The organism is Streptomyces sp. NPDC002680 (genome assembly GCF_042889145.1).
GTDB lineage: Bacteria > Actinomycetota > Actinomycetes > Streptomycetales > Streptomycetaceae > Streptomyces > Streptomyces adonidis.
The window spans coordinates 1,070,618-1,093,258 of sequence record NZ_JBIAQP010000001.1 but is presented as its reverse complement, the minus strand read 5'-3'; the positions used below and the strand labels follow the sequence as shown (position 1 = coordinate 1,093,258).

Annotated in this window: 18 protein-coding genes; 9 read left to right on the top strand and 9 right to left on the bottom strand. The window is 70.8% G+C overall.

Features of this window, described 5'->3' with window-relative positions; all coding sequences use genetic code 11:
- Positions 1 to 76: 76 nt before the first annotated feature.
- On the bottom strand, positions 77 to 946 hold the full coding sequence (lgt, locus tag ACFYXF_RS04945; protein ID WP_389348116.1) for a prolipoprotein diacylglyceryl transferase: 870 nt from the start codon (positions 944 to 946) through the stop codon (positions 77 to 79).
- 179 nt (positions 947 to 1,125) lie between these two features.
- Between lgt and ACFYXF_RS04940 the strand changes: the two genes are divergently transcribed.
- Both ACFYXF_RS04940 and ACFYXF_RS04935 read left to right on the top strand, forming a co-directional pair.
- Positions 1,126 to 2,361, top strand: a complete 1,236-nt coding sequence (locus tag ACFYXF_RS04940; protein WP_389348115.1) for a sensor histidine kinase — start codon at positions 1,126 to 1,128, stop codon at positions 2,359 to 2,361.
- The gene (locus ACFYXF_RS04935) at positions 2,358 to 3,005 is read left to right on the top strand and encodes a response regulator (protein ID WP_389348113.1); all 648 of its coding nucleotides are present in this window, start codon (positions 2,358 to 2,360) and stop codon (positions 3,003 to 3,005) included. The genes ACFYXF_RS04940 and ACFYXF_RS04935 overlap by 4 nt, the downstream gene beginning before the upstream one ends.
- Positions 3,006 to 3,044: 39 nt before the next feature.
- Here ACFYXF_RS04935 and ACFYXF_RS04930 read toward each other — a convergent pair whose 3' ends face one another.
- The 6 genes from ACFYXF_RS04930 to ACFYXF_RS04905 all read right to left on the bottom strand — a co-directional run bounded on the left by ACFYXF_RS04930 (position 3,045) and on the right by ACFYXF_RS04905 (position 10,045).
- Positions 3,045 to 4,175 carry a PP2C family protein-serine/threonine phosphatase gene (locus tag ACFYXF_RS04930; protein WP_389348111.1) on the bottom strand — a complete coding sequence of 377 codons (1,131 nt, stop codon included), beginning with the start codon at positions 4,173 to 4,175 and terminating at the stop codon, positions 3,045 to 3,047.
- Positions 4,172 to 4,942 carry a TetR/AcrR family transcriptional regulator gene (locus tag ACFYXF_RS04925; protein WP_389348109.1) on the bottom strand — a complete coding sequence of 257 codons (771 nt, stop codon included), beginning with the start codon at positions 4,940 to 4,942 and terminating at the stop codon, positions 4,172 to 4,174. The genes ACFYXF_RS04930 and ACFYXF_RS04925 overlap by 4 nt, the downstream gene beginning before the upstream one ends.
- A gap of 236 nt (positions 4,943 to 5,178) precedes the next feature.
- Positions 5,179 to 6,945 (bottom strand): sulfatase, encoded by a 1,767-nt coding sequence (locus ACFYXF_RS04920; protein ID WP_389348107.1) that lies wholly within the window; start codon positions 6,943 to 6,945, stop codon positions 5,179 to 5,181.
- Between the two features lie 47 nt (positions 6,946 to 6,992).
- On the bottom strand, positions 6,993 to 7,946 hold the full coding sequence (locus tag ACFYXF_RS04915) for a formylglycine-generating enzyme family protein (RefSeq protein ID WP_389348106.1): 954 nt from the start codon (positions 7,944 to 7,946) through the stop codon (positions 6,993 to 6,995).
- Between the two features lie 77 nt (positions 7,947 to 8,023).
- A complete protein-coding gene (locus ACFYXF_RS04910; RefSeq protein WP_389348105.1) occupies positions 8,024 to 9,004 on the bottom strand; it encodes a DMT family transporter in 981 nt (326 codons plus the stop codon).
- Between the two features lie 63 nt (positions 9,005 to 9,067).
- Complete coding sequence (locus ACFYXF_RS04905) at positions 9,068 to 10,045, bottom strand: zinc-binding alcohol dehydrogenase family protein (RefSeq protein ID WP_389348104.1); 978 nt, start codon at positions 10,043 to 10,045, stop codon at positions 9,068 to 9,070.
- A gap of 137 nt (positions 10,046 to 10,182) precedes the next feature.
- Between ACFYXF_RS04905 and ACFYXF_RS04900 the strand changes: the two genes are divergently transcribed.
- Positions 10,183 to 10,527, top strand: a complete 345-nt coding sequence (locus tag ACFYXF_RS04900) for an ArsR/SmtB family transcription factor (RefSeq protein ID WP_389348102.1) — start codon at positions 10,183 to 10,185, stop codon at positions 10,525 to 10,527.
- Between the two features lie 418 nt (positions 10,528 to 10,945).
- Here ACFYXF_RS04900 and ACFYXF_RS04895 read toward each other — a convergent pair whose 3' ends face one another.
- A complete protein-coding gene (locus ACFYXF_RS04895; RefSeq protein ID WP_389348101.1) occupies positions 10,946 to 11,194 on the bottom strand; it encodes a hypothetical protein in 249 nt (82 codons plus the stop codon).
- Between the two features lie 399 nt (positions 11,195 to 11,593).
- Between ACFYXF_RS04895 and ACFYXF_RS04890 the strand changes: the two genes are divergently transcribed.
- From ACFYXF_RS04890 to ACFYXF_RS04870, 5 genes are all read left to right on the top strand, one after another.
- A complete protein-coding gene (locus ACFYXF_RS04890; protein WP_389348100.1) occupies positions 11,594 to 14,038 on the top strand; it encodes a glycoside hydrolase family 2 TIM barrel-domain containing protein in 2,445 nt (814 codons plus the stop codon).
- A 43-nt stretch (positions 14,039 to 14,081) separates the two neighbouring features.
- Positions 14,082 to 16,187 carry a hypothetical protein gene (locus ACFYXF_RS04885; protein ID WP_389348098.1) on the top strand — a complete coding sequence of 702 codons (2,106 nt, stop codon included), beginning with the start codon at positions 14,082 to 14,084 and terminating at the stop codon, positions 16,185 to 16,187.
- A 57-nt stretch (positions 16,188 to 16,244) separates the two neighbouring features.
- Positions 16,245 to 18,605: a glycoside hydrolase family 3 N-terminal domain-containing protein gene (locus tag ACFYXF_RS04880; protein WP_389348097.1), complete on the top strand. Its 2,361-nt coding sequence runs from the start codon at positions 16,245 to 16,247 to the stop codon at positions 18,603 to 18,605.
- Positions 18,606 to 18,863: 258 nt separating this feature from the next.
- Positions 18,864 to 19,490 (top strand): TetR/AcrR family transcriptional regulator, encoded by a 627-nt coding sequence (locus ACFYXF_RS04875; RefSeq protein ID WP_389348096.1) that lies wholly within the window; start codon positions 18,864 to 18,866, stop codon positions 19,488 to 19,490.
- Between the two features lie 75 nt (positions 19,491 to 19,565).
- Complete coding sequence (locus ACFYXF_RS04870) at positions 19,566 to 20,492, top strand: alpha/beta hydrolase fold domain-containing protein (RefSeq protein WP_389348095.1); 927 nt, start codon at positions 19,566 to 19,568, stop codon at positions 20,490 to 20,492.
- A gap of 14 nt (positions 20,493 to 20,506) precedes the next feature.
- Here the strand turns inward: ACFYXF_RS04870 and ACFYXF_RS04865 are convergent, their stop codons facing one another.
- Positions 20,507 to 21,544 (bottom strand): helix-turn-helix domain-containing protein, encoded by a 1,038-nt coding sequence (locus tag ACFYXF_RS04865; RefSeq protein ID WP_389348094.1) that lies wholly within the window; start codon positions 21,542 to 21,544, stop codon positions 20,507 to 20,509.
- A gap of 134 nt (positions 21,545 to 21,678) precedes the next feature.
- Between ACFYXF_RS04865 and ACFYXF_RS04860 the strand changes: the two genes are divergently transcribed.
- On the top strand, positions 21,679 to 22,641 hold the full coding sequence (locus tag ACFYXF_RS04860) for an alpha/beta hydrolase (RefSeq protein ID WP_389348093.1): 963 nt from the start codon (positions 21,679 to 21,681) through the stop codon (positions 22,639 to 22,641).

Below are 22,641 nucleotides of genomic sequence, written 5' to 3'. Positions count from 1 at the left end.
GTGCGGCGGTAGGCCGACACCTTCTGTGTAGCGGGTGGACAAGACGGATCATCTTCGCCTCGGGGGAGGGGTGGGGTCAGTTCTCGGGGCCGGTGACGCCGACGCCTACCCGCTGTCGAGGACGGTCGGGTCGGGCGTCGCCGTGACTGCCGGACGTACGGCGTGTCGCCGTCACGAGGTAGGTGACGGCGCCCGCGAAGACCAGCAGGGCGGTCCAGTCGTTCAGCCGCAGGCCGAGGATGTGGTGGGCCTCGTCCACCCGCAGGTACTCGATCCAGAACCTGCCGACGGTGTAGGCGGCGGCGTACAGCGCGAAGGCCCGGCCCCGGTCGAGGCGAAAGCGCCGGTCGGCCCACAGGACCAGGCCGGCCACGCCGAGGCACCACAGCGACTCGTACAGGAACGTGGGGTGGTAGGTGGCCAGGTCCGGCGTCGTCGCGGGCCGGTGCTCGGGGTCGATCTCCAGCGCCCAGGGGAGGGTGCTGGCCCGCCCGTACAGTTCTTGGTTGAACCAGTTGCCCCAGCGGCCGACGGCCTGGCCCAGCGCGATGCCGGGGGCCACTGCGTCGGCGTACGCGGACAGGGCGACGCCCTTGCGGCGGCAGCCGATCCACGCTCCGACGGCGCCGCCGGCGATCGCGCCCCAGATGCCGATGCCGCCGTCCCAGACGTAGAGGGCTTTGACGGGGTCGCCGCCCTCGCCGAAGTACGGCCCGCTGGAGGTGATCACGTGGTAGACGCGGGCGCCGACCACACCGAACGGAACCGCCCACAGCGAGATGTCCGTCACGACCGTCCGCTCCCCGCCGCGCGCGGCCCAGCGACGGCCGCCCAGCCAGATCGCGGCGGCGATACCCAGGATCAGCATCAGGGAGTAGCCGCGCAGCGGCAGCGGACCGAGATGGATCTCGCCGACGGAGGGGCTGGGAAGGAAGGCCAAGGACACCGGTGGTACCTCACGTGGGGGTGCTGGAACAGCGGGGATCGGCCGCGGGCCCGATCGTCGCCGCCCGGCCCCGTTCCGCACATCGTCCGATCGACGCATCGCCCGCCAACCGATCGGTGGACCTGTCCCCACCGGCCGGCTGATCCTCCCGCTGCCCCACGGCGCCTACGCTGAGGGGCATGGCACTGCGACAGACATGGGCGGGGGAGCGGTGGAAGGCGGTAGGCCAGCACGCCTTCTTCGTCGTCGTGCTCGCGCTGTCGGTGCTGGGCGCGCTGGCCGGCACCCATCCGACGATCGGCGGGGCGCTGCTGCGCATCGGCCCGGCCCTGGGGCTCGCCGCCTGGTACGCGTACTGGATCGTGCTGCGCGGCGGCGCCAACCGCCTCCAACTGCCCTACCTCGTCGGGGCGTCGGCCTGGTGGGCGGTGATGTCCGCGGTGGACCCGGCGCTGCTCCCGGCCGCCGTGGCCGTGCTCACCCCGTACTGGCTGCGACGGGCCTGGTGGTCGGCCGGTGGGGTGCTGGTGCTGGGCGCAGCCTGGGCGTGGCAGCGCCTCACCACAGAGGGTTCCGTCGACGTACGGACGCTCACGGGCTGTGTGCTCGGAACCGCGGTGGCGGTCTCCCTCGCCTGTTACGTCGCCACCCTCGACCACGAGAGCCACAAGCGCCGGCGGCTCCTGGACGAGCTGACGGCCACCCAGGCCGAGCGCGCGGCGGCGGAACGGCAGGCGGGTGTCCTGGCCGAGCGTCAGCGTCTCGCCCGGGAGGTCCACGACACGCTGACCCAGGGGTTCGCGTCGATCGCCATGCTGCTGGACGCCGTACGGGACGATCTTCCGCCCGCCACCCCGGCGGCCCGCCGGGTCGAGCAGGCCATGCGGACCGCCCGGGACAACCTCGCCGAAAGCCGACGGCTCGTGCACGCCCTGCGCCCCGCGCCGCTGGAGCGGACGCATCTGGCGGACGCGGTCCGTGAACTCACCGCTCGGCTGGCCGAGGAGACCGGAATCGAGGCATACACCGTCGTCACCGGGGAGCCGGCCCCCACCTTTCCCGCTGCGGAGAGCGAGTTGCTGAGGGTCGTCCAGGAGGCGCTGACCAACGTCCGCAGGCATGCGCGTGCGGTGAGCGTGTCCGTCACGCTGTCCTACCTCGACGACGTCCTGGCCGTCGACATCCAGGACGACGGCGGAGGCTTCGCGCCCACCGCCCGACACACCGGTATCGGGCTGGCCACCATGCGGGAGCGCGTCGCCGGGCTGGGCGGCACGTTCGTAGTGGAGAGCGGCCCGGGCGAGGGCACCACTGTCGCCGCGACCGTTCCGCTGCCGGTCGCTGAGTCCGTGCCGACACCAGCTGCGGCGGACGACTCGGCTGCCGGTGCCGACCGTCTCGTGGTGCTGCCATGAACACGCACACCGGGCCCGCGATCCGAATCCTCCTCGCCGACGACCACCCGGTGGTCCGCGACGGACTCGCCGCCGTGCTCTCGACGCAACCCGACCTCAAGGTCGTCGGCGAGGCCGCCACCGGCGCAGAGGCGGTGCGCCGGAGTGCCGAACTCGCCCCCGACGTGGTGCTGATGGACCTGCAGATGCCCGGCATGGACGGCACCGCCGCGACCGCCGCCATCCGCGCCGCTCAGCCCGACGTACGGGTACTGGTCCTGACCACGTACGACACGGACGCCGACATCACCGCCGCCGTGGACGCGGGCGCGGTCGGCTATCTACTCAAGGACACGGGACGGTACGAACTGTGCGAGGCCGTGCGGACTGCCGCCCGCGGAGGTGCCGCGCTGTCGCCCACGGTCGCCGCCAAGGTCCTGGCCCATCTGCGCGGCGAGCGGGCCGCGGGGCTGTCCGGCAGGGAACTGGAGGTGCTGTCCGCCGTGGCCCGGGGACAGAGCAACAAGCAGATCGCCCGCGGCCTGCGCCTGTCCGAGGCCACCGTCAAGACCCATCTGTTGCACATCTACACCAAGCTTGATGTCGGCGACCGCACCGGCGCCGTCACCGCCGCGCTGGGCCGGGGCATCATCCGCGTGGACTGAACGCACCGACGCACCAGCCGGTATGGCGACAGCGGACGGTCAGTGACGCGGGGACCGGCGGACGGTAAGGACAGCGACGTCGTCGTGGAGGCCACCGTGGCCGGCGAACGCGCGGGCGTCCTCGTAGAGGGCCTGGGGCAGTTCGGTGGGGGAGCGGTCGAGCTGTTTCGCGAGGCGTTCGTCGACGGGGTAGAAGGTGCCGTCGCCGGCGCGCGTCTCGGTGAGGCCGTCGGTGCTCAGCAGGAGTGTCGCCCCGTCGGGGAAGGGGAACCAGTCGACGGTCGAGGGTTCGACGGCCAGCTCGGCGAGTCCGAGCGGGACGCCCGAGTCCAGTGCCGGCGAGGTGATGGAGCCCTCGTGCATCACATGGGGCAGGACGTGCCCGCAGTTGACGGCCTGTACTTCGGTGTCGGCGTCGATGCCGATGACGAGGGCGGTGACGAAGCGTTCGTCGTCGCCGGTGTGTTCGGCGTAGGAGTTGTGGCGTACGACGGCGGCGTCCAGTGCGTCGACGAGCGCGGTCAGCGTGGGCTCGCGGTGTGCCGCCTCGCGGAAGGCGCCGATGACGGCGAACGCGGCGCCGACGGCGGCCAGTCCCTTGCCCTGTACGTCGCCGATGAGGACTCGGGTTCCCCAGGGGCAGGCGACCACGTCGTAGATGTCGCCGCCGACCAGGCGGTCCTCGTGGAGGGGCTCGTAGACGCCGTTGACCAGGACGTCGTCAGTGACGAGGGGGAGCGGGTGCAGGATGTGCCGCTGCATGGCGACGGCGGTCGAGCGCAGGCGGAGCATCTCGTGCTCGCGTCTGACGCGCCGGTGGCAGGCGTAGACGGAGGTCACGCCGAGAGTGAGGGTGAGCAGGACCAGCAGGAGGCGGTCGAGCCAGCGGGCCTCGTCGACGTCACGTACCACGGCGGTGGTGGTGACGACGAGGACGGCCCACGCGGCGACGAACCTCGTCTGCCGGACGGTGCACAGGGCGGAAGCCGTACCCGGCAGGAAGACCAGGAGTCCGAGGAGCCACACCTCGGACCCGGACAGCACGCCGAGGAACTCCACCAGGACCGTCGCGGAGACCACGGCGGTGATCAGTTCGGAGGTGCCCGGAGGCTCGATGGCCTCGAAGACCTCGGCGGGCCCCTTGCGGAGAGGGCGGCGGCTGCCGATCACGGGAACTCCCGGTCAGGATGTGCGGCGGCGAGCAGTTCGAGTGCGACGGTGAGGGCAGCGGCCCGGATCTCCTCCGGGTCGGCTTCGATGCCGTCCGGTGCGAGCGTCGCGGCGTGCACGGTGAGCATCGCGGCGATGCAGCGGAACCGGTCGGGCAGGCTTGCCCCGCCTTCGGTGAAGAGCGCGACCGTATGCGCCATCGTCTCCCGGCACGCCACTCCTGCGGGGAGATCGCGCACGGCTGCCTGGCTCGCCCTGAATACCGCGAGGACCGGGGCCGCCTGTGCGAGGGCGGTCGCGTAGCGGCGCAGTGCCTCTTGCTTGGCGGCCAACCCGGCAGGGGCGTCCTGGGCCCAGGCAAGCACGTCGTGGAGGGGCGCCATCCGCTCCTCGAAGAGGGCGTTCAGGATGTCCTCTTTCGCCTTGAAGTGATGGTAGAGGGCAGCCTTGGTGACACCAAGCCGTTCGGCGATCTCCCGGAGGGAGGTCTTCTCGTATCCTCGCTCGGTGAAGAGTTCCAAGGCCACACGCTGGATGTGGGTGCGAGTGTCGCCGGTTGTCATAGTGTCCGCCATGTCACTCCGCTTGTCCCGGCGAGACGCCGGGCGAACGCTTAAATCAATGGGTTGATTTAAAATATCCGAAGGGTTCGACCCGGTCAAACGGAGCGGGTCGGGCGTCCGTCGAATCATCCGGATCCCGCGGTACGGGGCGAGGTGGTCGTCGTCCGGCGGCAACTCGGTCACGAGGAGGTTGATCTGGGACATCTCCGGAGCGCGGACAACCGACTGCTAGGCCCGGATGCCGGTGCGTCGCTGCACAGTCCCCGGCACCGCACTTCCCGAGCTGGTCGCCCCCGGACAGGAACGGGCGCTCGTTCTCCCGGAGGTCGCGTGGGCCCTCGGCGCCGACAGGACTCTGATGGTGACGTCCGTAGCGACACGGCGTCCGCCGTGGCAGCCGCACCACTCTCCCCACGTGGGCCCATGTCGTGCTCGGTCTCTCAGAGAGTCGCCAGTTCCTCCGCGAGCGTGCGCAGCGTCTCCTTGGGGAATGAGGCGCCCGACATGGCGGCCAGCGAGATCAGCGACGTGGTGCCGATCAGCTGGAGAAGTTCGGTGTCGACGAGGGTGGGCGCGTGGGTACGCAGCACCTCGACGGCCACAGGGTCGGAGACCAGGACGGCGAGCGGGGTGCGCAGCGAGAAGCGGCCGACGGGGTAGTCCTCGGGGCGGGGGAGGGGCTCCTGGGCCTTGTCGGCCTGGTCACGCTGTGCCCGTACCAGGAGGTGCTCCGCGGTCGCCGGGCCCTCGGCGGGCAGGCCAAGACGCTCGTACTGGCTGGGCGGGGCGTCGCTCGCGCGCAGCAGATCGAGGAGCAGGTTCGCCATCAGCAGCTCCACGACGTCATCGACGATCGGCGAGCGCTGTTCCGGGTCGGTGTGCAGATCGAAGAGAAGGGTGCCGAACTGGAAAGGATTGAAGAAGGTCCGCCCGGCCACCCGAACCGTGCGCACGCCCTTGGTGAAGGAGAAGGGCTCGGCGAGTTCGATGTCGGCCAGTTCGTCGGGCGTGAAGCGTCCGCGCATGTGCGTCGGCATCAAGGTGTGCTCGAACAAGGGGGCGTTGTCCACGGACACCGGTGCGCGCATGTAGACGTACCGGCCGTCGGTGATGTTGACGTGCCCGCCGTGGATGCCGAACAGGGCCGCCTTGCGCACGCCTTCGTCGGCGGCTGTCCGAAGAGGTGAGCCCTGCATGTCCGTCGACCGCTCCACGCCGAAGAACTCCAGCAGTGTCGGAGCGAGGTCGATGGTCTGCACGAGCGACTCGCGGCGCTCGCCGGTGACGCCCGCCCTGGGGTCCCAGACGAAGAGCGGGAGATGAACGAGCTCGTTGTACCAGGGCTGGACGGACTTGCCCCACCAGTTCTTCTCGCCCAGGAGCAGACCGTGGTCGGTGTTGACGATCAGCAGGGTGTCGTCCCACATGTCGTGCTCGTCCATCAGGTCCAGGACGCGGCCGAGCGAGCGGTCGCACATGGAGAGCAGTGCCGCGTACTCCATGCGCGCATGCCGCACCTGCTCGTCGGTCTCGGTGACCTGCCGGTAGTCGGGCCAGTCGAAGTGTGGGCCGTCGTAGTCGTGCGGGTAGAGGTCCTTGTACTGCTGGTGGCTGAAGAACGGCTCGTGCGGGTCGAAGGTCTCGATCTGGAGGAACCAGCGGTCCTCGGTGTGGTTGGTGCGCAGGAACTCCAGACCGGCGTCGAAGGTGAGGGTCTGCGGGTGGCGGTCCTCGGTCCGCATGTACTGGCGGTTCACCCAGTCCTGGCGGTACCCCTCCTGCCGCATCTCCTTGACGTCCGCGTCCGGCATGGGCGGTGCGGCGACATGCCCCTTCCAGGCGTCGCCCTCCTGCCCGCGGAAGAACTCCCAGGTGTTGTACCGGCCGTGGTAGGTCGCTCCGCCGTCCTCCCAGTAGTGCGGGTGGTCGCTGGCCAGGTGTGTGTACACACCGGCGCGCTTGAGCAGTTCGGGCATGGAGTCGTCGAACGGTTCCAAGGGGCCCCAGCTGCGGTGCAGGAAGTTGTGGCGGCCGGTGTGCAGTTCGCGGCGGGCCGGCATGCAGGGCATTGAACCCGCGTAGCAGTTGTCGAATGTGACGGAACGCTCGGCCAGCCGCGCGAAGTTGGGGGTCTGGGTCCAGTCGCAGCCGTACGGCTGCAGCATGTGACGGTTGAGGCTGTCGAACATCACCATGATGGCTTTCATGCCGTGGTGCTCCTTCGGCGTCTTCGCAGTCGGTCGGTCACGGGTCTTCAGGCGTCCCGGGCGCAGCGGAACCCGGTGTGGCCGCTGGCCCCGTCGGGTGAGTTGGCGGTGCGGGCGGCGACGCGGTAGCGGTTGCAGTAGGACCTGTGGCAGAGATGGGAGCCGCCGCGGATGACCTTGTCCCGGCCCCGCGTGGGGCCCTTCGGGTTGGTGGCCAGGCCGGGGGAGTGGTCTACGGTCCACCAGTCGGCGCACCACTCCCAGACGTTGCCGGAGGTGTTGTACAGGCCGTATCCGTTGGGCTCGAAGGCATCGACGGGGGCCGTGCCCCGGTGGCCGTCGGCACTCGTGTTCTTCGTGGGGAAGGCGCCACGCCAGATGTTGCAGCGGTATGCGCCGTCAGGATCGAGTTCGTCGCCCCAGGGGTAGCGCCGCTGCTCCAGGCCGCCGCGGGCCGCGTACTCCCACTCGGCCTCGGTCGGCAGCCGCTTGCCCGCCCAGACGGCGTAGGCGGCTGCGTCGTTCCACGACGTGTGCACCACCGGATGGTCGCCGCGGCCGTCGAGGGTGCTGCCCGAGCCTTCCGGACGGTCCCACCGGGCGTCGGTGACCCCGCACCACCATGGAGTACGTTCCGGTCGTGGCGCCCCGCGTCGCAGCGCGGCGGGCAGGAAACCGGCGAACACGTAGGACCAGCCGATGCGTTCGGCCTCGGTGACGTATCCGGTGGCGTCGACGAATTCGGCGAACCGGTCGTTGCTGACGGCGTGGGCGTCGATGTGGAACGCGCCGAGCCGCACCGGACGGACCGGGCCCTCGCCGTCCTCGGGGAAGCCCTCCGTGTCGTTCGTGCCCATCAGGAACTCGCCGCCAGTCAGGCGGACCATGCCGTCCAGGGAGCCCGTACGGAGTCCCGGCGAAGGCACGACCACCGGCGGGCCGGGTGCTCTGCCGCTGCGGGGCGCGCAGCAGGCGGGGGGCGAGGAGTCGTGGGGATCCATGGTGCTCGGCTCCTGGTGCGGGGGCGGATCACGAGAACGAGGGAAACCCTAACCTCTAAATTTTTTGAAGTATAGATTTACGACGTCGTAACTCCACGGTCACTGACAACGACGCCCTCCGGATGCTCGCCCGGGTGACTGTCGCTCGGCCCGCCCCGGGTGACTGTCCGGGATTTCGGCCGTTCGCCCGCTCCCAGAAATGTCGCCGCGACGGAGGCGAGGGCGACCACCGCGATGCCGAGCCACTGCGGCCAGGCCAGCCGCTGCCCGAGGATGAGGAGCCCGAAGACGGCGCCGGCGGCCGGCTCCAGGCTGGTCAGCACACCGAACACGCGTGGCGGGATCCGGCGCAGCGCCTCCAGGTTGAGCGAGTACGGCAGCACGCTGGCGGCCACCGCCACCAGCGCGGCCACCCACAGCACCTGCGGGTCGAGGAGCGCGCTGCCGGCCTGGGCGATGCCGTACGGGGCGCTGACCATGGCCGCGAACAGCACTGCCACCGCCAGACCCTGACCGCCGCTGAGGCGTCGCGCCATGCGGGAGGAGACGAGGATGTACCCGGCCCAGCAGCACGCCGCCACTCCGGCCAGCGCGAGACCGCCCGGGTCGAGCGGGACCCCGCCCCCGCCGAGCAGGACGACTCCGCCGATCGCGAGGCAGGCGGGGAGCAGGTCGACGGTCCGTCGTGATCCCGCGAGGGCGATCGCGAACGGGCCGAGGAACTCGATCGTGGCCACGGCCCCGAGGGGGATGTGCTTCACGGCCTCGTAGAACGCGAGGTGATGGGCCGCCAGGAGAGCCCCGGCGCTTAGCACCGTTCCCCAGGCGCCCTTCACCGAACTCAGGGCCTGTCGCCGTGGCCGCCAGATCAGGCACAGCAGCACCCCGGCGATCAGCAGCCGCAGGAAGACGACGCCAGGCGCGCCCACCTGCGGGTAGATCCGCGGCGAGAAGGCCGCGCCGAACTGGATTCCGCACACGCCGGCCAGTACGAGCCCGGGAGCGGGCACCTTCCCCACGACCCCGGTGAACCCCTGGCCCATGCTGTTCTGTTTCATTCCTTGCCCGAGTTTCCAGAGGTTCCGTCGTCCTGCTGAGGGTGGTGCGCACGATGGCCGCCCTCAGTCGGTCACCCGAAGCAGCAGCTTCCCCGTAGAGGTGCGGCTGCCCATCAGTCGGTGTGCCTCGGCCGCGTCCGCCAGTGCGAACTCGGCGGTGACCGGAAGGCTGACGGTGCCGTCGGAGACCGTACGGAAGGCGCGCTCGGCGAGGGCGCGGAGGGCGTCGGGTGCGGACTGGGCGAGCGCCAGGATGGAGAAGCCGCCGACCGAACGGCCCCGTGCGTACAGCTCGGGCTGCCCGACCTGCCATGGCTCGGACCCGCTCGCGTTACCGAAGGACACCAGGCGGCCGAAGACGGCCAGCGCGTCGAGGCCGCGCCGCAGGGTGTCGCCGCCCACCGGGTCGAGGAGCAGGTCGACCCCCTTGCCATCGGTGGCGCGGCGGACGTCGTCGGCGAAGGTGTCGGCGGTGAACACCGCGTCGTAACCGTGCTTGAGCGCGTGCTCGGCCTTGGCCGCCGAGGACGCCACGCCGTACACCGCGCCGGCGCCGGCCGCCCGTGCCAGCTGCCCTGCCACGGTGCCGATGCCGCCCGCCGCGCCCTGCACCAGCACGGTCTCCCCGGCGCGCAGCCGCCCGACCTCGTGGAGCAGGGCGTGCGCGGTCGGTACCACCGTGGGGAGCGTGGCGGCAGTCCGCAGGTCCAGGCCCTCGGGGAGCGGGAAGACGGTGGCGGCGTCGGCGACGACCACCTCCGCATAGGCTCCGCCGTCGACGAGCGCGGCGACCTCCTGCCCCGGCCGCAGCCCCTCGACGCCGTCGCCGACCGCCCGGATCCGCCCGGCGACCTCCAGGCCCGGCCGGAACGGCAGCGACTGCACCCGGTACCCCTCGGCGCGTGCCTTGAGGTCGGCGAAGTTCACGCCGACATAGGCGGCGTCGACGGTGACCTGGCCCCGCCCGGGTTCGGGGGTCCCGGCCTGGACGATCTGCAGCACCTCGGGGGAGCCGTACTCCTGGAACTCGACTGCGCGCATGACGGATCACCGCACCCTTCGCTGAGTGTTCAACGGGAAGCGAACACTGGGACTGTAAGATATCCATCGAACACTCGACAACCGGCCGGGACGCTCCGAGGGGTGTGCCGTCGGCGATGCGTCACGGCGGGAGGGGCATGTCGAACCAGGCTGCGAGCGGTGGACACCGGGCGGCGCCGGTGCACACGGATCCCGAGGAGGTGTCCATGCTCACAGCGCTGTCCGCGGTCTCCGACCCCGTACGCATCACGCTGATCCGCGAGCTGGCGGGCTCCGCCGACTGGACACGCAGCTGCGGCAGCTTCGACGTGCCCGTGGGCAAGGCCGCGCTCAGCCACCACTTCTCGGTCCTGCGCGGCGCCGGCCTGGTCGAACAGCGTGATGAGGGCCCCAAGCGGGTCAATCGACTACGCCGCGAGGAGTTCGAGGAGCGCTTTCCAGGGCTGCTCGCTCTGCTTCTGCGGGACGACGGCGCCGAGTGACTTTCCTCTGAGGCTCGGGTGGCGGCACTGGCCGGATGGGGCGGATCGCTGTTAGTGGACGGAGACTGTCGCACTCCCTCCGGCGGCGACGGCGCTGTCGTCACGGTCGGCGGTGAGGTGATCCGCCCCCGGCAGACCGGGGCCCGGCCGGATACCTGCTCTGTTGGAGGTCGGTACTGCTCACCCGCACCACGTACGTGTCGCTCGTGGGCGGTCCGGCCCTCCGCTATGCCTCGGGCGCCGCAGCCTCGGCCGACCGGGCGCAACCGTACTCATCCACGGCGCGTGAACTGGCCGCATTCGTCGATTCCGCCCCGCGCCGAGTGGATCCAGGGGGCGTTGCGCCACCTCGAATTCGGCCAGTGCTTCGGGAGGATCGTCGTCACCGCGCCAGGGGGCGAGGTCTTGCTGTGCGCGGTCAGCTGTCACCCGGCATGCGGGGCTGGAGTGAGCGGTAGGAGACCGGACTTGTTCGACCCCATCTGCCCAACCCCATGACGCGCTGGGCGAGGCTGCCGTCCTTGACCGTCGGGTCGAACGGTTCGTCGGCTGTCCCGGCGTTGAAATCCTGTACCGGGCAGGTGAGTTGATCGTCTCCGGTGCCGATGGCCCGGGTCGGTCCCCAGTTGTGCGCGCCAGTAGGTATTCGCGGCGGCGCCATCGTCATGCCACCGCTCCCCGTCGACCGTCGCGTGTGCACGGCGTCCTCGCTCCGCAGCCCGGATGTCCGCGCTTCCCGTGCGGCAGCGCCGCGGTGAGCGCGGCACCCTGCCATGCCGCGCCGATGCGCAACCTCGCCCTGCGGGTGCCAGGAGGCGCCCGTGTTGCGTGCGCCGGTCGGCGTCGGCTCGCCCCGTCGCGGCCTCTCCGGCCGGACTGTCATGCCTCGCGGCCGTGCGCGTGCACCACTGGCGGCAGCACTCTGGCCGTGAATTTTTTTGAATGGTAGATTTTCGATCGCCGAAACATCGCGGTCACTCGAGACGGGGTCGCCGGGGCGTATCGCGTTCCGCCAGGCTGCGTGCCCGGCCCCCACGGCGGCGAGCCGACAACTCATGGAGTCCACATGATCCGCACGTCCTTCAACGACGGCTGGCAGGTCCGGCCCAAGGTCAACCCCTTCGCCGAACTGTCCGGTCATGTGGTCCCCTTTCGGCCGGTGACGCTGCCGCACGACGCGATGATCGAGCAGCGGCGCGCCGTCCCGGACGAGGTCACGATGGAGGGCGCCGCGGGCGCGTACTTCCCGGGCGGCGTCTTCGAGTACCGCAAGACCTTCGCCGTCCCGGAGGAGCAGCGGGGCAAGCGGATCTTCGTCGAGTTCGAGGGCGTGTACCGCGACGCCACCGTGTACATCAACGGCGACTACGCCGGCCAGCGGCCCTACGGATACTCGCACTTCCGCATCGACGCCGACCGTTTCCTGCGCTTCGGCGAGGACAACGAGATCCGCGTCGAGGCCCGCGCCCACCGTGACTCGCGCTGGTACACCGGCGCGGGCATCTACCGTGACACCTGGCTGCTGGTCGGCGAGGTGGTCCGGATCGCGCCCGACGGCGTCAGGGTCACCACCCCCGACATCGACGGCTCGCGTGCCGTCGTCGAGGTCGCGACGGAGGTGACCAACGACTCGATCGAGGTCCGCACGATTCCCGTCGTCACGGAGATCCGGGACGCGTCCGGGGCCGTCGTCGCCACCGACACATCCAAGGTCACGGTGCTGCCCGGCGAGCCGACGACGGTCCGGCAGCGTCTCTACGTTCCGTTCCCGGCCCTGTGGAGCCCGGAGTCGCCGGTCCTCTACGACTGTCACGTGGCTCTGGGGGAGGTGGACCGGGAGGCGGTCGGCTTCGGTATTCGCTCCCTGCAACTCGACCCCAAGCACGGCCTGCGCGTCAACGGCGAGGCCGTGAAGCTGCGCGGCGCCTGCGTGCACCACGACAACGGCATCCTCGGTGCGGCGACCTACGCCCGGGCCGAGGAACGGCGGGTCGAGCTTCTCAAGGAGGCCGGGTTCAACGCGATCCGCATCTCCCACCAGCCGATGAGCAAGGCGATGCTGGACGCCTGCGACCGGCACGGCATGCTCGTCGTGGACGAGACCTTCGACGTGTGGACGTCCGGCAAGACCGAGTTCGACTACAGCCTCAACTTCCCCGAGTGGTGGGAACGTGATGTGGAGGCGATGGTCGCCAAGGACTACAACCATCCCAGCGTGATCATGTACTCGATCGGCAACGAGATCCCCGAGACCGGCTCGCCCTTCGGCGCCGCGTGGGGCCGCAAACTCGCCGAGAAGGTCCGCTCCCTCGACAGCACCCGTTACGTCACCAACGCCGTCAACGGCATGCTTGCGGTGATGTCCGAGTTGGGCGCCCTCCAGCAGCAGGCGCTGGAACAGGCGGCCGAGGACGGCGCCGGCATCAACACCCTCATGGCCGACGCCGGCGACGCGATGAACGCGATCAGCGCCTCCGAGCTGGTCACCGAGCGCACGGCGGAGTCCTTCGCCGTGCTCGACGTGGCCGGCATGAACTACGCCGAGGCCCGCTACGCCCTGGACCGCGACCTGTTCCCCAACCGGATCATCCTGGGCACCGAGACCTTCCCCACCCGCATCGACGGCAACTGGCGGCTGGTCGAGGAGTACGGCCATGTCATCGGCGACTTCACCTGGACCGGCTGGGACTACCTCGGCGAGGTCGGCGTCGGCCGGCCCCAGTACCTCGCCGAGGACGGGGCGGGACAGCAGCCCGCCCACAATGCGCCCTACCCGTATCTGGTGGCGGGCTGCGGCGACATCGACATCACGGGTCACCGCAGGCCGGCCTCCTACTACCGGGAGATCGTCTTCGGGCTGCGGTCCGAGCCGTACATCGCCGTCCGTCGGCCCGAATACCACGGCAGGACATGGGCGGGATCGCCCTGGGCATGGAGCGATACGGTGTCAAGCTGGACCTGGCCCGGGTCCGAGGGCGCCCCGATCACGGTCGAGGTCTACAGCGACGCCGACGAGGTCGAACTCATCGGCAACGGCAACTCGTTGGGACGACGTCCCGTCGGCGCGGACCACCGCTTCCGCACCGAGTTCGGGATCGCCTACGTACCCGGTGAACTGGTCGCCGTCGCCTACCGGGACGACGTCGAGACCGGCCGCAGCAGCCTCCAGTGGGCAGGCGGTCCCGTACGGCTGAACGCCGAGGCCGACCGCGAGGTGATCCGGGCGACCGGTGGCGACCTGGCCTACGTCTCGCTGACCCTCACCGACGCGAAGGGCACCCTCCACACCGCCGCCGACCGCCGTGTGTCCGTCGAGGTCTCCGGCGCCGGCGTCCTGCTCGGCCTCGGTAGCGCCGACCCGTGGACCGAGGAACCCTTCGACACCACGGACCGCCTCACCTATGAGGGCCGCGCGCTGGCCGTCCTGCGTCCCACCGGACCCGGGAAGATCCGCCTCACCGCGACGGCCGAGGGATGCGACCCGGTCGACGTCGTCGTCACGGCCGAATGACACCGGCACAGCCCCCGCACAACCCCCGCAAGGAACGATGACCATGATCGACCGTGAGTCCCTCGTCCGCCGCCACACCATCGAGATCACCCGCCCCGATCCCTCCCACGTCCTGACGGTCGGCAACGGAGACTTCGCCTACACCGCGGACATCACCGGTATGCAGACCTTCGTCGAGTACCACGACCAGTCCGCGGCCTTCGCCGAGCAGCGCCTCGCCGTCAACAACGGGACCATGTCGAACTGGGGCTGGCACTCGATGCCCAACCCCGATGGATTCGTTCTCGACGACGCCATGTCGACGTACGAGACCGCGCGCGGTCCGGTGCAGTACCCCGACAAGTTCGACATGGCATCGATGATGGGCGGAGAGCCGGCCGAGGAATTCCGCGCCGGGGCCTGGCTCCACCAGAACCCGCAGCGGATCGACCTGGGCCGTATCGGCCTGCTGCTGCGCGCCGCCCCCGACGCGGAGCCGGAACCGTACCCGGAGGCGCTCGCGAACCCACGCCAACGGCTCGACCTGTGGACGGGCACGCTCACCAGCACCTTCGAGTACGCCGGACAGGAGGTGCGGGTCACCACGGTCGCCGACCCGAACCACGCCCGGGTCGCCTTCCGTATCGAGTCGGAACTGGTGGCGAGCGGCCTCGCCGGGGTCGTCCTGCGGTTCCCGTACGCCAGCGACGGCTTCTTCCAGACCTCCGACTGGACCTCGCCCGAGCGGCACGAATCGGTGCTGGAACCGCTGGGAGAGGGGGCGGGCCGTATCCGGCGAGTGCTCGACGACACGGTCTACGCGGTACAGCTGGACTGGAGCGAGGGCACGCTGTCCGCGACGGACGAGCCGCACGAGTTCGTGCTGACCGGCTCGGCGGACACCCTGGAGCTGGTCGCCGGCTTCGCGACCGACCAGGAGGGGCCGGACAGCGCCACCTTCGACGCGGTCGCCGACGCGGCCGTGGCCTGGTGGCAGGACTTCTGGACCTCCGGTGCCGCCGTCGACTTCGCCGGCAGCACCGATCCCCGGGCCGCCGAGCTGGAGCGCCGTGTCGTCCTGTCGCAGTACCTGACCGCCGTGCACAGTTCCGGCGCGCTCCCGCCGCAGGAGTCGGGACTCGTCGCCAACTCCTGGGGCGGCAAGTTCCACCTGGAGATGCACTGGTGGCACGCCGCCCACTTCGCAGCCTGGGGGCGCCCCGGACTGCTCGCCCGCAGCATGGACTGGTACCTGTCCATCCTCGATTCCGCCCGCGAGACCGCCCGGCGGCAGAGTTACGAGGGTGCCCGCTGGCCCAAGCACGTGGGCCCCGACGGCCGGGAGAGCCCGTCGGACATCGGTGCCCTGCTCGTCTGGCAGCAGCCGCACCCCCTCTATCTGCTCGAACTTCTCCATCGCGCTCAACCGAAGGAGCAGCGCCCGGAGTTGGTGTCCCGCTTTGCCGAACTCGTCGAGGAGACGGCCCGGTTCATGGCCTCCTTCGTCGAGGAACGCTCCGGCACCTACCACCTGCCCGCGCCGGTGATGCCTGCGCAGGAGTTCTACGACGCGAAGACAACCGAGGACCCCACCTTCGAACTCGCCTACTGGTGGTGGGGGTTGGAGATCGCACAGTCCTGGCGCGAGCGGCGCGGCCTGGACCGCGACAAGAGATGGCAGCACATCCAGGACAACCTGGCAGCACCCCACCAGCGGGACGGGCGCTACACCGCGACCGCCACCGAGCCGTACCTGCGCCGCGACGACCACCCCTCGCTGCTGTCCGCGCTCGGCCTCGTCCCGGCCGGTCCGCTCGTCGACACGGCCACCATGGAGGCGACCCTCGTCGACATCCTCGACGACTGGCAGTGGGAGACCGCCTGGGGCTGGGACTTCCCGGCCATGGCCATGACCGCCGCCCGCGTCGGCCGCCCCGACCTCGCGGTGAACGCCCTGCTCAAGGACACCCCGAGGAACACGTACTCGGCGGTCGGCCACAACCCGCAGTTCGGCAGCCTCCTGCCGCTCTACAACCCGGCCAACGGCGGCCTGCTCGCCGCAGTGTCCCTGATGGCCGCCGGCTGGGACTCCGCCGACGCCGACTGCCCGGGTTTCCCGCGCGACGGCCGCTGGCAGGTCCGGCACGAGGGCTTCGTCCCCTGGCCCTGACCGACCGCACCACGCTTCCGTCGCCGCCCGACCCCCTCCGAACGAAAGAAACCTGACATGGCCAGTGATGAATGGAGCCCGGACGAGATCTGGCAGCTGGTCTCCCGGCTCACCCTTGAACAGAAGGTCGCCCAGCTCGCCGGGCTGAGCGCCGCCGACCTGTTCACACAGTCGGAGGCCGGCCCCGCCGTCGAGGCGCCGCGCATCAAGGAGCTGCGTCCGCACGGCGTGGGGCACCTGTCCCTGGCATGGTTCCTGGGCCACGACGCCGACAGCATGCGCGGGCTGCTCGCCCAGATCCAGTACGTCGTCCGCGAGGTCTCCCCCTTCGGCATCGGCGCGCTGGTGCACAACGAGGGCATCAACGGTTTCCTGCACGCCTCCGGTTCCCAGTTCCCCACGGCCTGGGCACAGGCCACGACCTGGGACCCCGAGCTGGTACGACGGGCCGCCACGGTGACGTCCGCGCACATGCTCGACGCCGGGATCCAGCTGATGTTCGCCCCGGTGATGGACATCAACCGTGACCCGCGCTGGGGCCGCGTCCACGAGACGTACGGCGAGGACCCGGAGCTGGCCGCGCAGATGTCCGTCGCGTTCGTGCGGGGCGCCCAGGACAAGCCCGGCGTCCTCGCGACCGGCAAGCACTTCCTGGGCTACGGCAGTTCGGAGGGGGCCCTCAACCAGGCGGCGACCCAGCTCGGACGCCGCGCCCTGGTCGACGAGTACGCCGAGCCGTTCCGCCGCGCGATCACGGAGGCGGGCCTGCGGTCCGTGATGAACTCGTACAACGAGATCGACGGAGTGCCCGTGGCCGCCAACCGCTGGCTGCTCACCGAGTTCCTGCGCGAGACCCTCGGGTTCGACGGCCTGGTCGTCGGCGACTACGACTCGGTCAACCTGCTGCGCACCCACCACCGCACCGCCCGTACGGCGGGCGAGGCGGCGGTGCAGGCACTGTCCGCCGGCCTGGACGTCGAACTTCCCGGCAACGTCAACTACGCGTCCCTGGTGGAGGAGGTCACCGAAGGGCGCCTGGACGAGAAGGTCGTCGACGTGGCTGTGGCCCGCGTCCTGGCAATCAAGGCGCGCGTCGGACTCGTCCCCGGCTTCGGCCCGCCGCCCACCCCGGCGGTGCGTCCGGACCGCGAGGAGGCCACCGAGGTCCGTCGCGCCATCGCCGCCCGCAGCACGGTCCTGCTCCAGAACGACGGCATCCTGCCCCTGACGCCGGGTGAGCGCCGCATCGTCGTCGTCGGGCCCGCCGCCGACGAGCTGCGTATCCACTTCGGGGCGTACACCTCCGTCTCCAACGCCGAGATGCCCCTGGGCATGATGGCGGTCATGGAGGGCAAGGTGCCCGGCGTAGACCCGGCGTCCTTCAACTTCACCGACATCTTCCAGACCCGGATGCCCGGCATGGACCCCACCTTCGAGGGGGCGGCCCGCGACCTGCACCCCGAGGCGCTCACGGTGCTGGACGCCCTGCGGGAACACGAAGCGAAGATCGAGTTCGTGTCACTGGGCCGGTTCGAGAAGGACGGCTCCCTCGACGCCGCCACCGTGCGGACCGCCGTCGCGGACGCCGACCTAGTCCTCGCGGTCCTCGGCGAACGCACCGGCTGGGTCGGCAACAACACCGCGGGCGAAGGCCAGTCGACGGCCTCGCCGTCCCTGCCCGGTGACCAGGAGACCCTCCTGGAACACCTGGCCGCCACGGGCAAGCCGCTGGTCACCGTGGTCGTCTCCGGCCGCCCGCTGGTACTGGCGAAGGCGGCGTCGGTCTCCAACGCCGTCCTGCTCGCACCGCTGCTCGGCCAGGAGGCCGGTACCACCATCGCCCACACCCTGTACGGCCAGATCAACCCCAGCGGCAAGCTGCCCAGCACCTTCCCGCGCCACCTGGGCCAGATCCCTCTGTACCACGGCCACCATCACGGCAGCGGCTACGCACATCCCACCGGCACCCGCCACGGCTACGGCGACTTGGACACCCAGGGCCCCCTCTACGCCTTCGGCCACGGGCTGTCGTACACCACATTCCAGGTCACCCTCGACGAACAGGGGGACCGCCCGGCGGTCGAACTGGCCGACGGCGTGATCCGGGCCCGGCTCACGGTGGCCAACACCGGGGACGTGGACGGTGAGACGGTCGTGCAGCTGTACGCACGCGACGAGTACGCCTCCGTCGTCCGGCCCGTGCGGCAGCTGATCGCCTTCAGCCGCGTCGGCCTCGCCGCGGGGGAGACCAGGAACCTCGTCCTGGAAGCCCCGGTGGAGCGGCTCCACCACACCCTGACCGACGGACGCCGCGGCATCGAGCCGGGCGACGTCACCGTACTGGCCGGCCTCGCCGCCGACGCACTCCCCTGCGCGGCGACCGTGACGGTCGGTCAGGAGCTGTCCGATCCGACCTGAACGGGCCGGACAGGCTCCAGCTCGGCCGGCCCGGCCACCGGTGTCCTGACGCACCGTCGGCCGGCCGCGCCGAAGAGGCGGGGCGGGCGCGTCACCTGAAGGGCGCGTCCGCTTCGCCATGCCCTGGCGTCGGCGGAACCGTGCTGGGCGCGCATGGCCGATTTCCACAACAGTGCAGGCCATACGCCCTCTGTCGGGCGGGTCGGGTGAAGTACGGTCTCACGAGTGACGGACCAGCGAAAGCCACGAGGCCCCCGAGTGACGAACGAGCGAAAGCCGCGAGGCCCCTACCGCAAGAGCGCGGAGCGACGGGAACAGATCCTCCAGGCCGCGTACGAGGCCATCGACGAGCACGGCGAACGAGCCTCCCTGCAGGACATCGCCGACCGGGTCGGGGTGACGCAGCCGGCGCTGACGTACTACTTCCCCACCCGGGACGACCTGCTGCTCGCGGTGCTGGAACGCCGGGACGTGGTGGGCAAGGCCTCGGGTGACAGCGCCGCCGCGGAGCGCCAGAGCATGGTCGACGGCATGGCGGCGAGCGCCAGGCACACCACCAGCCACCCCGGGCTGGCCAAGCTGTACGTCACGCTCTCCGCGGCCGCGACCGACCCGGAGAGCCCTGCGCACAGTTACTTTCGCGACCGCTACCGCACCATCGCCACCGAAGTCACGCGTGACTTCGAGGAGCAGCAGCGGACCGGTGTGATCCGGGCCGACGAACCGGCCGAGCACCTGGCCAGAGCCGTGCTGGCGGTACTGGACGGCCTGCAGATCCAGTGGATGCACGATCCCACGGTGGACATCGCCGCCATCGCGGAGACATTCACCCGGATACTGGCGCCCTCGGTCGGCCCCGGGACGGAGACGAGCGCCGCCGACTGATCGGTGGCGCTCCGGCATTGAACTGTAATTTCTTTGAGTGTTAGATTTTGGTGAGCCGACACCCTGGGAGCACTCATGCCACTCGACCCCTTCCTCGCCGAGAAGTCGCACCTTCTCGAAGGCCTCAGCTGGGCGGACGCGCAGTCCGACCCGAAGGCCATGGGCCGGTTCGTGGAGTACTTCCGCGATCCCGGCGAGTGGACCGCGCCGGACATCTCGATCGAGGACCGCACTGTTCCAGGCCCGCACGGGGAGGTGCCCGTCCGGATCTACACCCCGCGCGAGGAGCCTCGCGGCGCGGTGCTGTGGCTGCACGGCGGCGGGTTCGCGGGGGGCGACCTCGACATGCCGGAAGCACACATCGTGGCTGCGGAACTCGCCGTCCGGGCCCAGGCGTCGGTGGTCTCCGTCGGCTACCGCCTGGCCGTGGACGGCATCCGTTACCCGGTCCCCGTCGACGACGCGCACGCCGCGTGGCTCTGGCTCGCGGGGGAGGGCCGGCCCCGGTCCGGTCCGGTCGGCCTCGGGGGCGCCAGCGCGGGCGCCGCGCTGGCCCTGTCCACGGCTATCCGGCTCCGCGACCAGGACGAACCCCGTCCGGACGCTCTGCTGCTCGCCTATCCCTTCGTGCACTTCCCGACCCCGGCGCTGGACGACGAGACGGCGGCCGGGATGCGGGACCTGCCGCCCCTGCTGCGCTTCACCACCGACTCGATCGAGCAGATGGTGCGCAACTACGTGGGCCGCCTCACCGATCTGCCCCCGGCCGCGATGCCTGGCGCCGCGCACCTCGACGGCCTCCCCGCGACCGGCATCGTCCTCGCCGAGTACGACGACCTCCGGCCGTCCGGCGCCCTGCTCGCCCGGCAGTTGGAGGAGTCCGGGGTGCCGGTCCGCACGTACTTCGCGACGGGCATGCCGCACGGGCACCTGAACCGGACCCCGGCCCTCAAGGAAGTCGACAGTTCACTGGACTTCTTCGTGACCACGCTCCTGGGCTGACCGCCACCTTCCCTTCACTCCGCCGTCTCGCGCAAACGCCGTAGGAGCAGCGCGAGTTCGAGACGGAGGCGGCCCGCGGGAGCCGTGAAGGAGAAGCCCAGGTGGGACTCCGCCCGCTCCAGTCGGGCCGCGACGGTGCTGGGGTGGCGGTAGACGGACGCGGCGGCTTTGCGGACCGAGCCCGTGGTGCACAACGCGACGAGCACCTCCAGGGTGCCCGCGCCGTGCGGCAGGGCGGCCAGCGTGTCCAGCGCCCTCACATCCGCGATCCTGGCGATGTCCTCGCCGCTCATCGCCGCGGCGATGGCTGCCAGCGAGCCGAGCTGCTCGGCGTGCACGACCTGTGCGCCGGGTGGGTTCGGCAGGGCGAAGCGGAGTGCCGTCCGTGCCTGTAGCCAGGACTCCGGTGCCTGGAGACCGGGCAGCGCCGGGCCCACACCAACTCGCATGCCCGTGGGCAGGGTGGGCGGAGGATGCGGTACGAGAACCGCGTGCAGCCGGCCGAGCAGCGCGACGCGTGCGCCGGACAGCCGGCCCATCGTCTCCCGGATGCCGCTGTGGTCGTCGGCCACCGCCAGGACGCACACGGGCGCCCCCGGATCCAGGCCCATCAGCCGTACCGCCCGGGCCCGTTCCATGTCCCCGGCGCTCGCGGACAGCGCGAGTTCCACGAGGGCGGCGTCGCCCAGCTTCGGCAGGGGCCCACTTGCCTGGTGGGACAACAGCGAAGCCGCGATGGCGAAACGCTCCAGCAGGATGTCGTCCAGGGGGAGCGGTTCTCCCGCGCGCTCGATCCACACCTGGCCGCCGTCGGAGAAGCCGTGGCATGTCGCGTCGTCCGGTGCCGTCCGGCCCGTTCCGTTGGAACAGAGGGAGACACCGCGCACGGAATCCGTGATGCCTGCCGGGCACTCCGCCAGCTGCGCGGTCTGGCGGGCGAGTACGCGCAGCGAGACGCGGCTCGTGATCAAGGCGTCGAAGAAGCCGATCACCCGCATGGCGTTCGCCGCGTCGGCGTCCAGCGCGGACAGTCGCATGAGGAGGCTGTTCATGAGCGGGAGGGGGCCTTCCGGTGATCCGACGGTCGGCGGGTTCTCTCCCTGCCGGACCCGGCACTTGACGGGTTCCGGCAGTGCCGGGCCCTGGCGATGATCGGAGTGTCGACAGCTGACGAAGGAGTGCGAGAGTGACGTACGACGTGGACCCCGAGCTCGTCCCCTGGATGGAGATGCTCCAGCCGGCCCCGATGAGCGAGTACCAGCAGGCCCGCGAGAACATGGCGGCGCTCCTCGAACGCAGACCGCCGTACGAGTCCGGCACGCCGCTGGACGTCAGGGATGTCCGGGTGCCCGGCCCCGAAGGCGCCCCCGAGGTCGCCGTGCGCGTTTTCAGTCCTTCCGGTCGTGGCCCCGACGAGCGCCTGCCCGGCCTGGTGTTCATCCACGGAGGCGGGTTCGTCCTCGGTAGCGTCGACGGACTGGACTACGACGCCGCGCGTATCGCTGACCAGGTGGGCGCGGTGGTCGTCTGCGTCGAGTACCGGCTCGCCCCCGAAAACCCCTTCCCGGCCGGACTGGAGGACTGCTACGCCGCGCTGACCTGGACCGCCGCCCACGCGGACGAGCTGGGCATCGACCCCGAGCGCCTCGGCGCGGGCGGCGAGAGCGCAGGCGGCGGACTGACCGCGGCCTTGGCTCTGCTGGCCCGGGACCGGGGCGGCCCGGCCCTGTGCTTCCAGTACCTGGGCATCCCCGAACTCGACGACCGCCTCGACACCCCGTCCATGCGGGACTACACCGACGCCCCCATGTGGGACACCCACCGTGCCGGACTGAGCTGGGACTACTACCTTGGCGGTCCCGGGCTGCGGGGCGGCCCTTCGGTGTCCCCGTACGCCGCTCCCGCGCGCGTCGAGGACGTCGCCGGTCTTCCGCCCGCCTACGTCTCGGTCTGCCAGTTCGACCCCCTGCGCGACGAGGGCATCGTCTATGCGCAGCGGCTGATGCACGCCGGCATCCTGACCGAGTTGCACCAGTACCCCGGCACCTTCCACGGGGCGGCCGGGATTCCCGGCCCCGCCGTCAGCGAGCGCATGACCGCCGACATGCTGTCCGTACTGCGGCGCGGACTGCGGGCCGGAAAGGAGTAG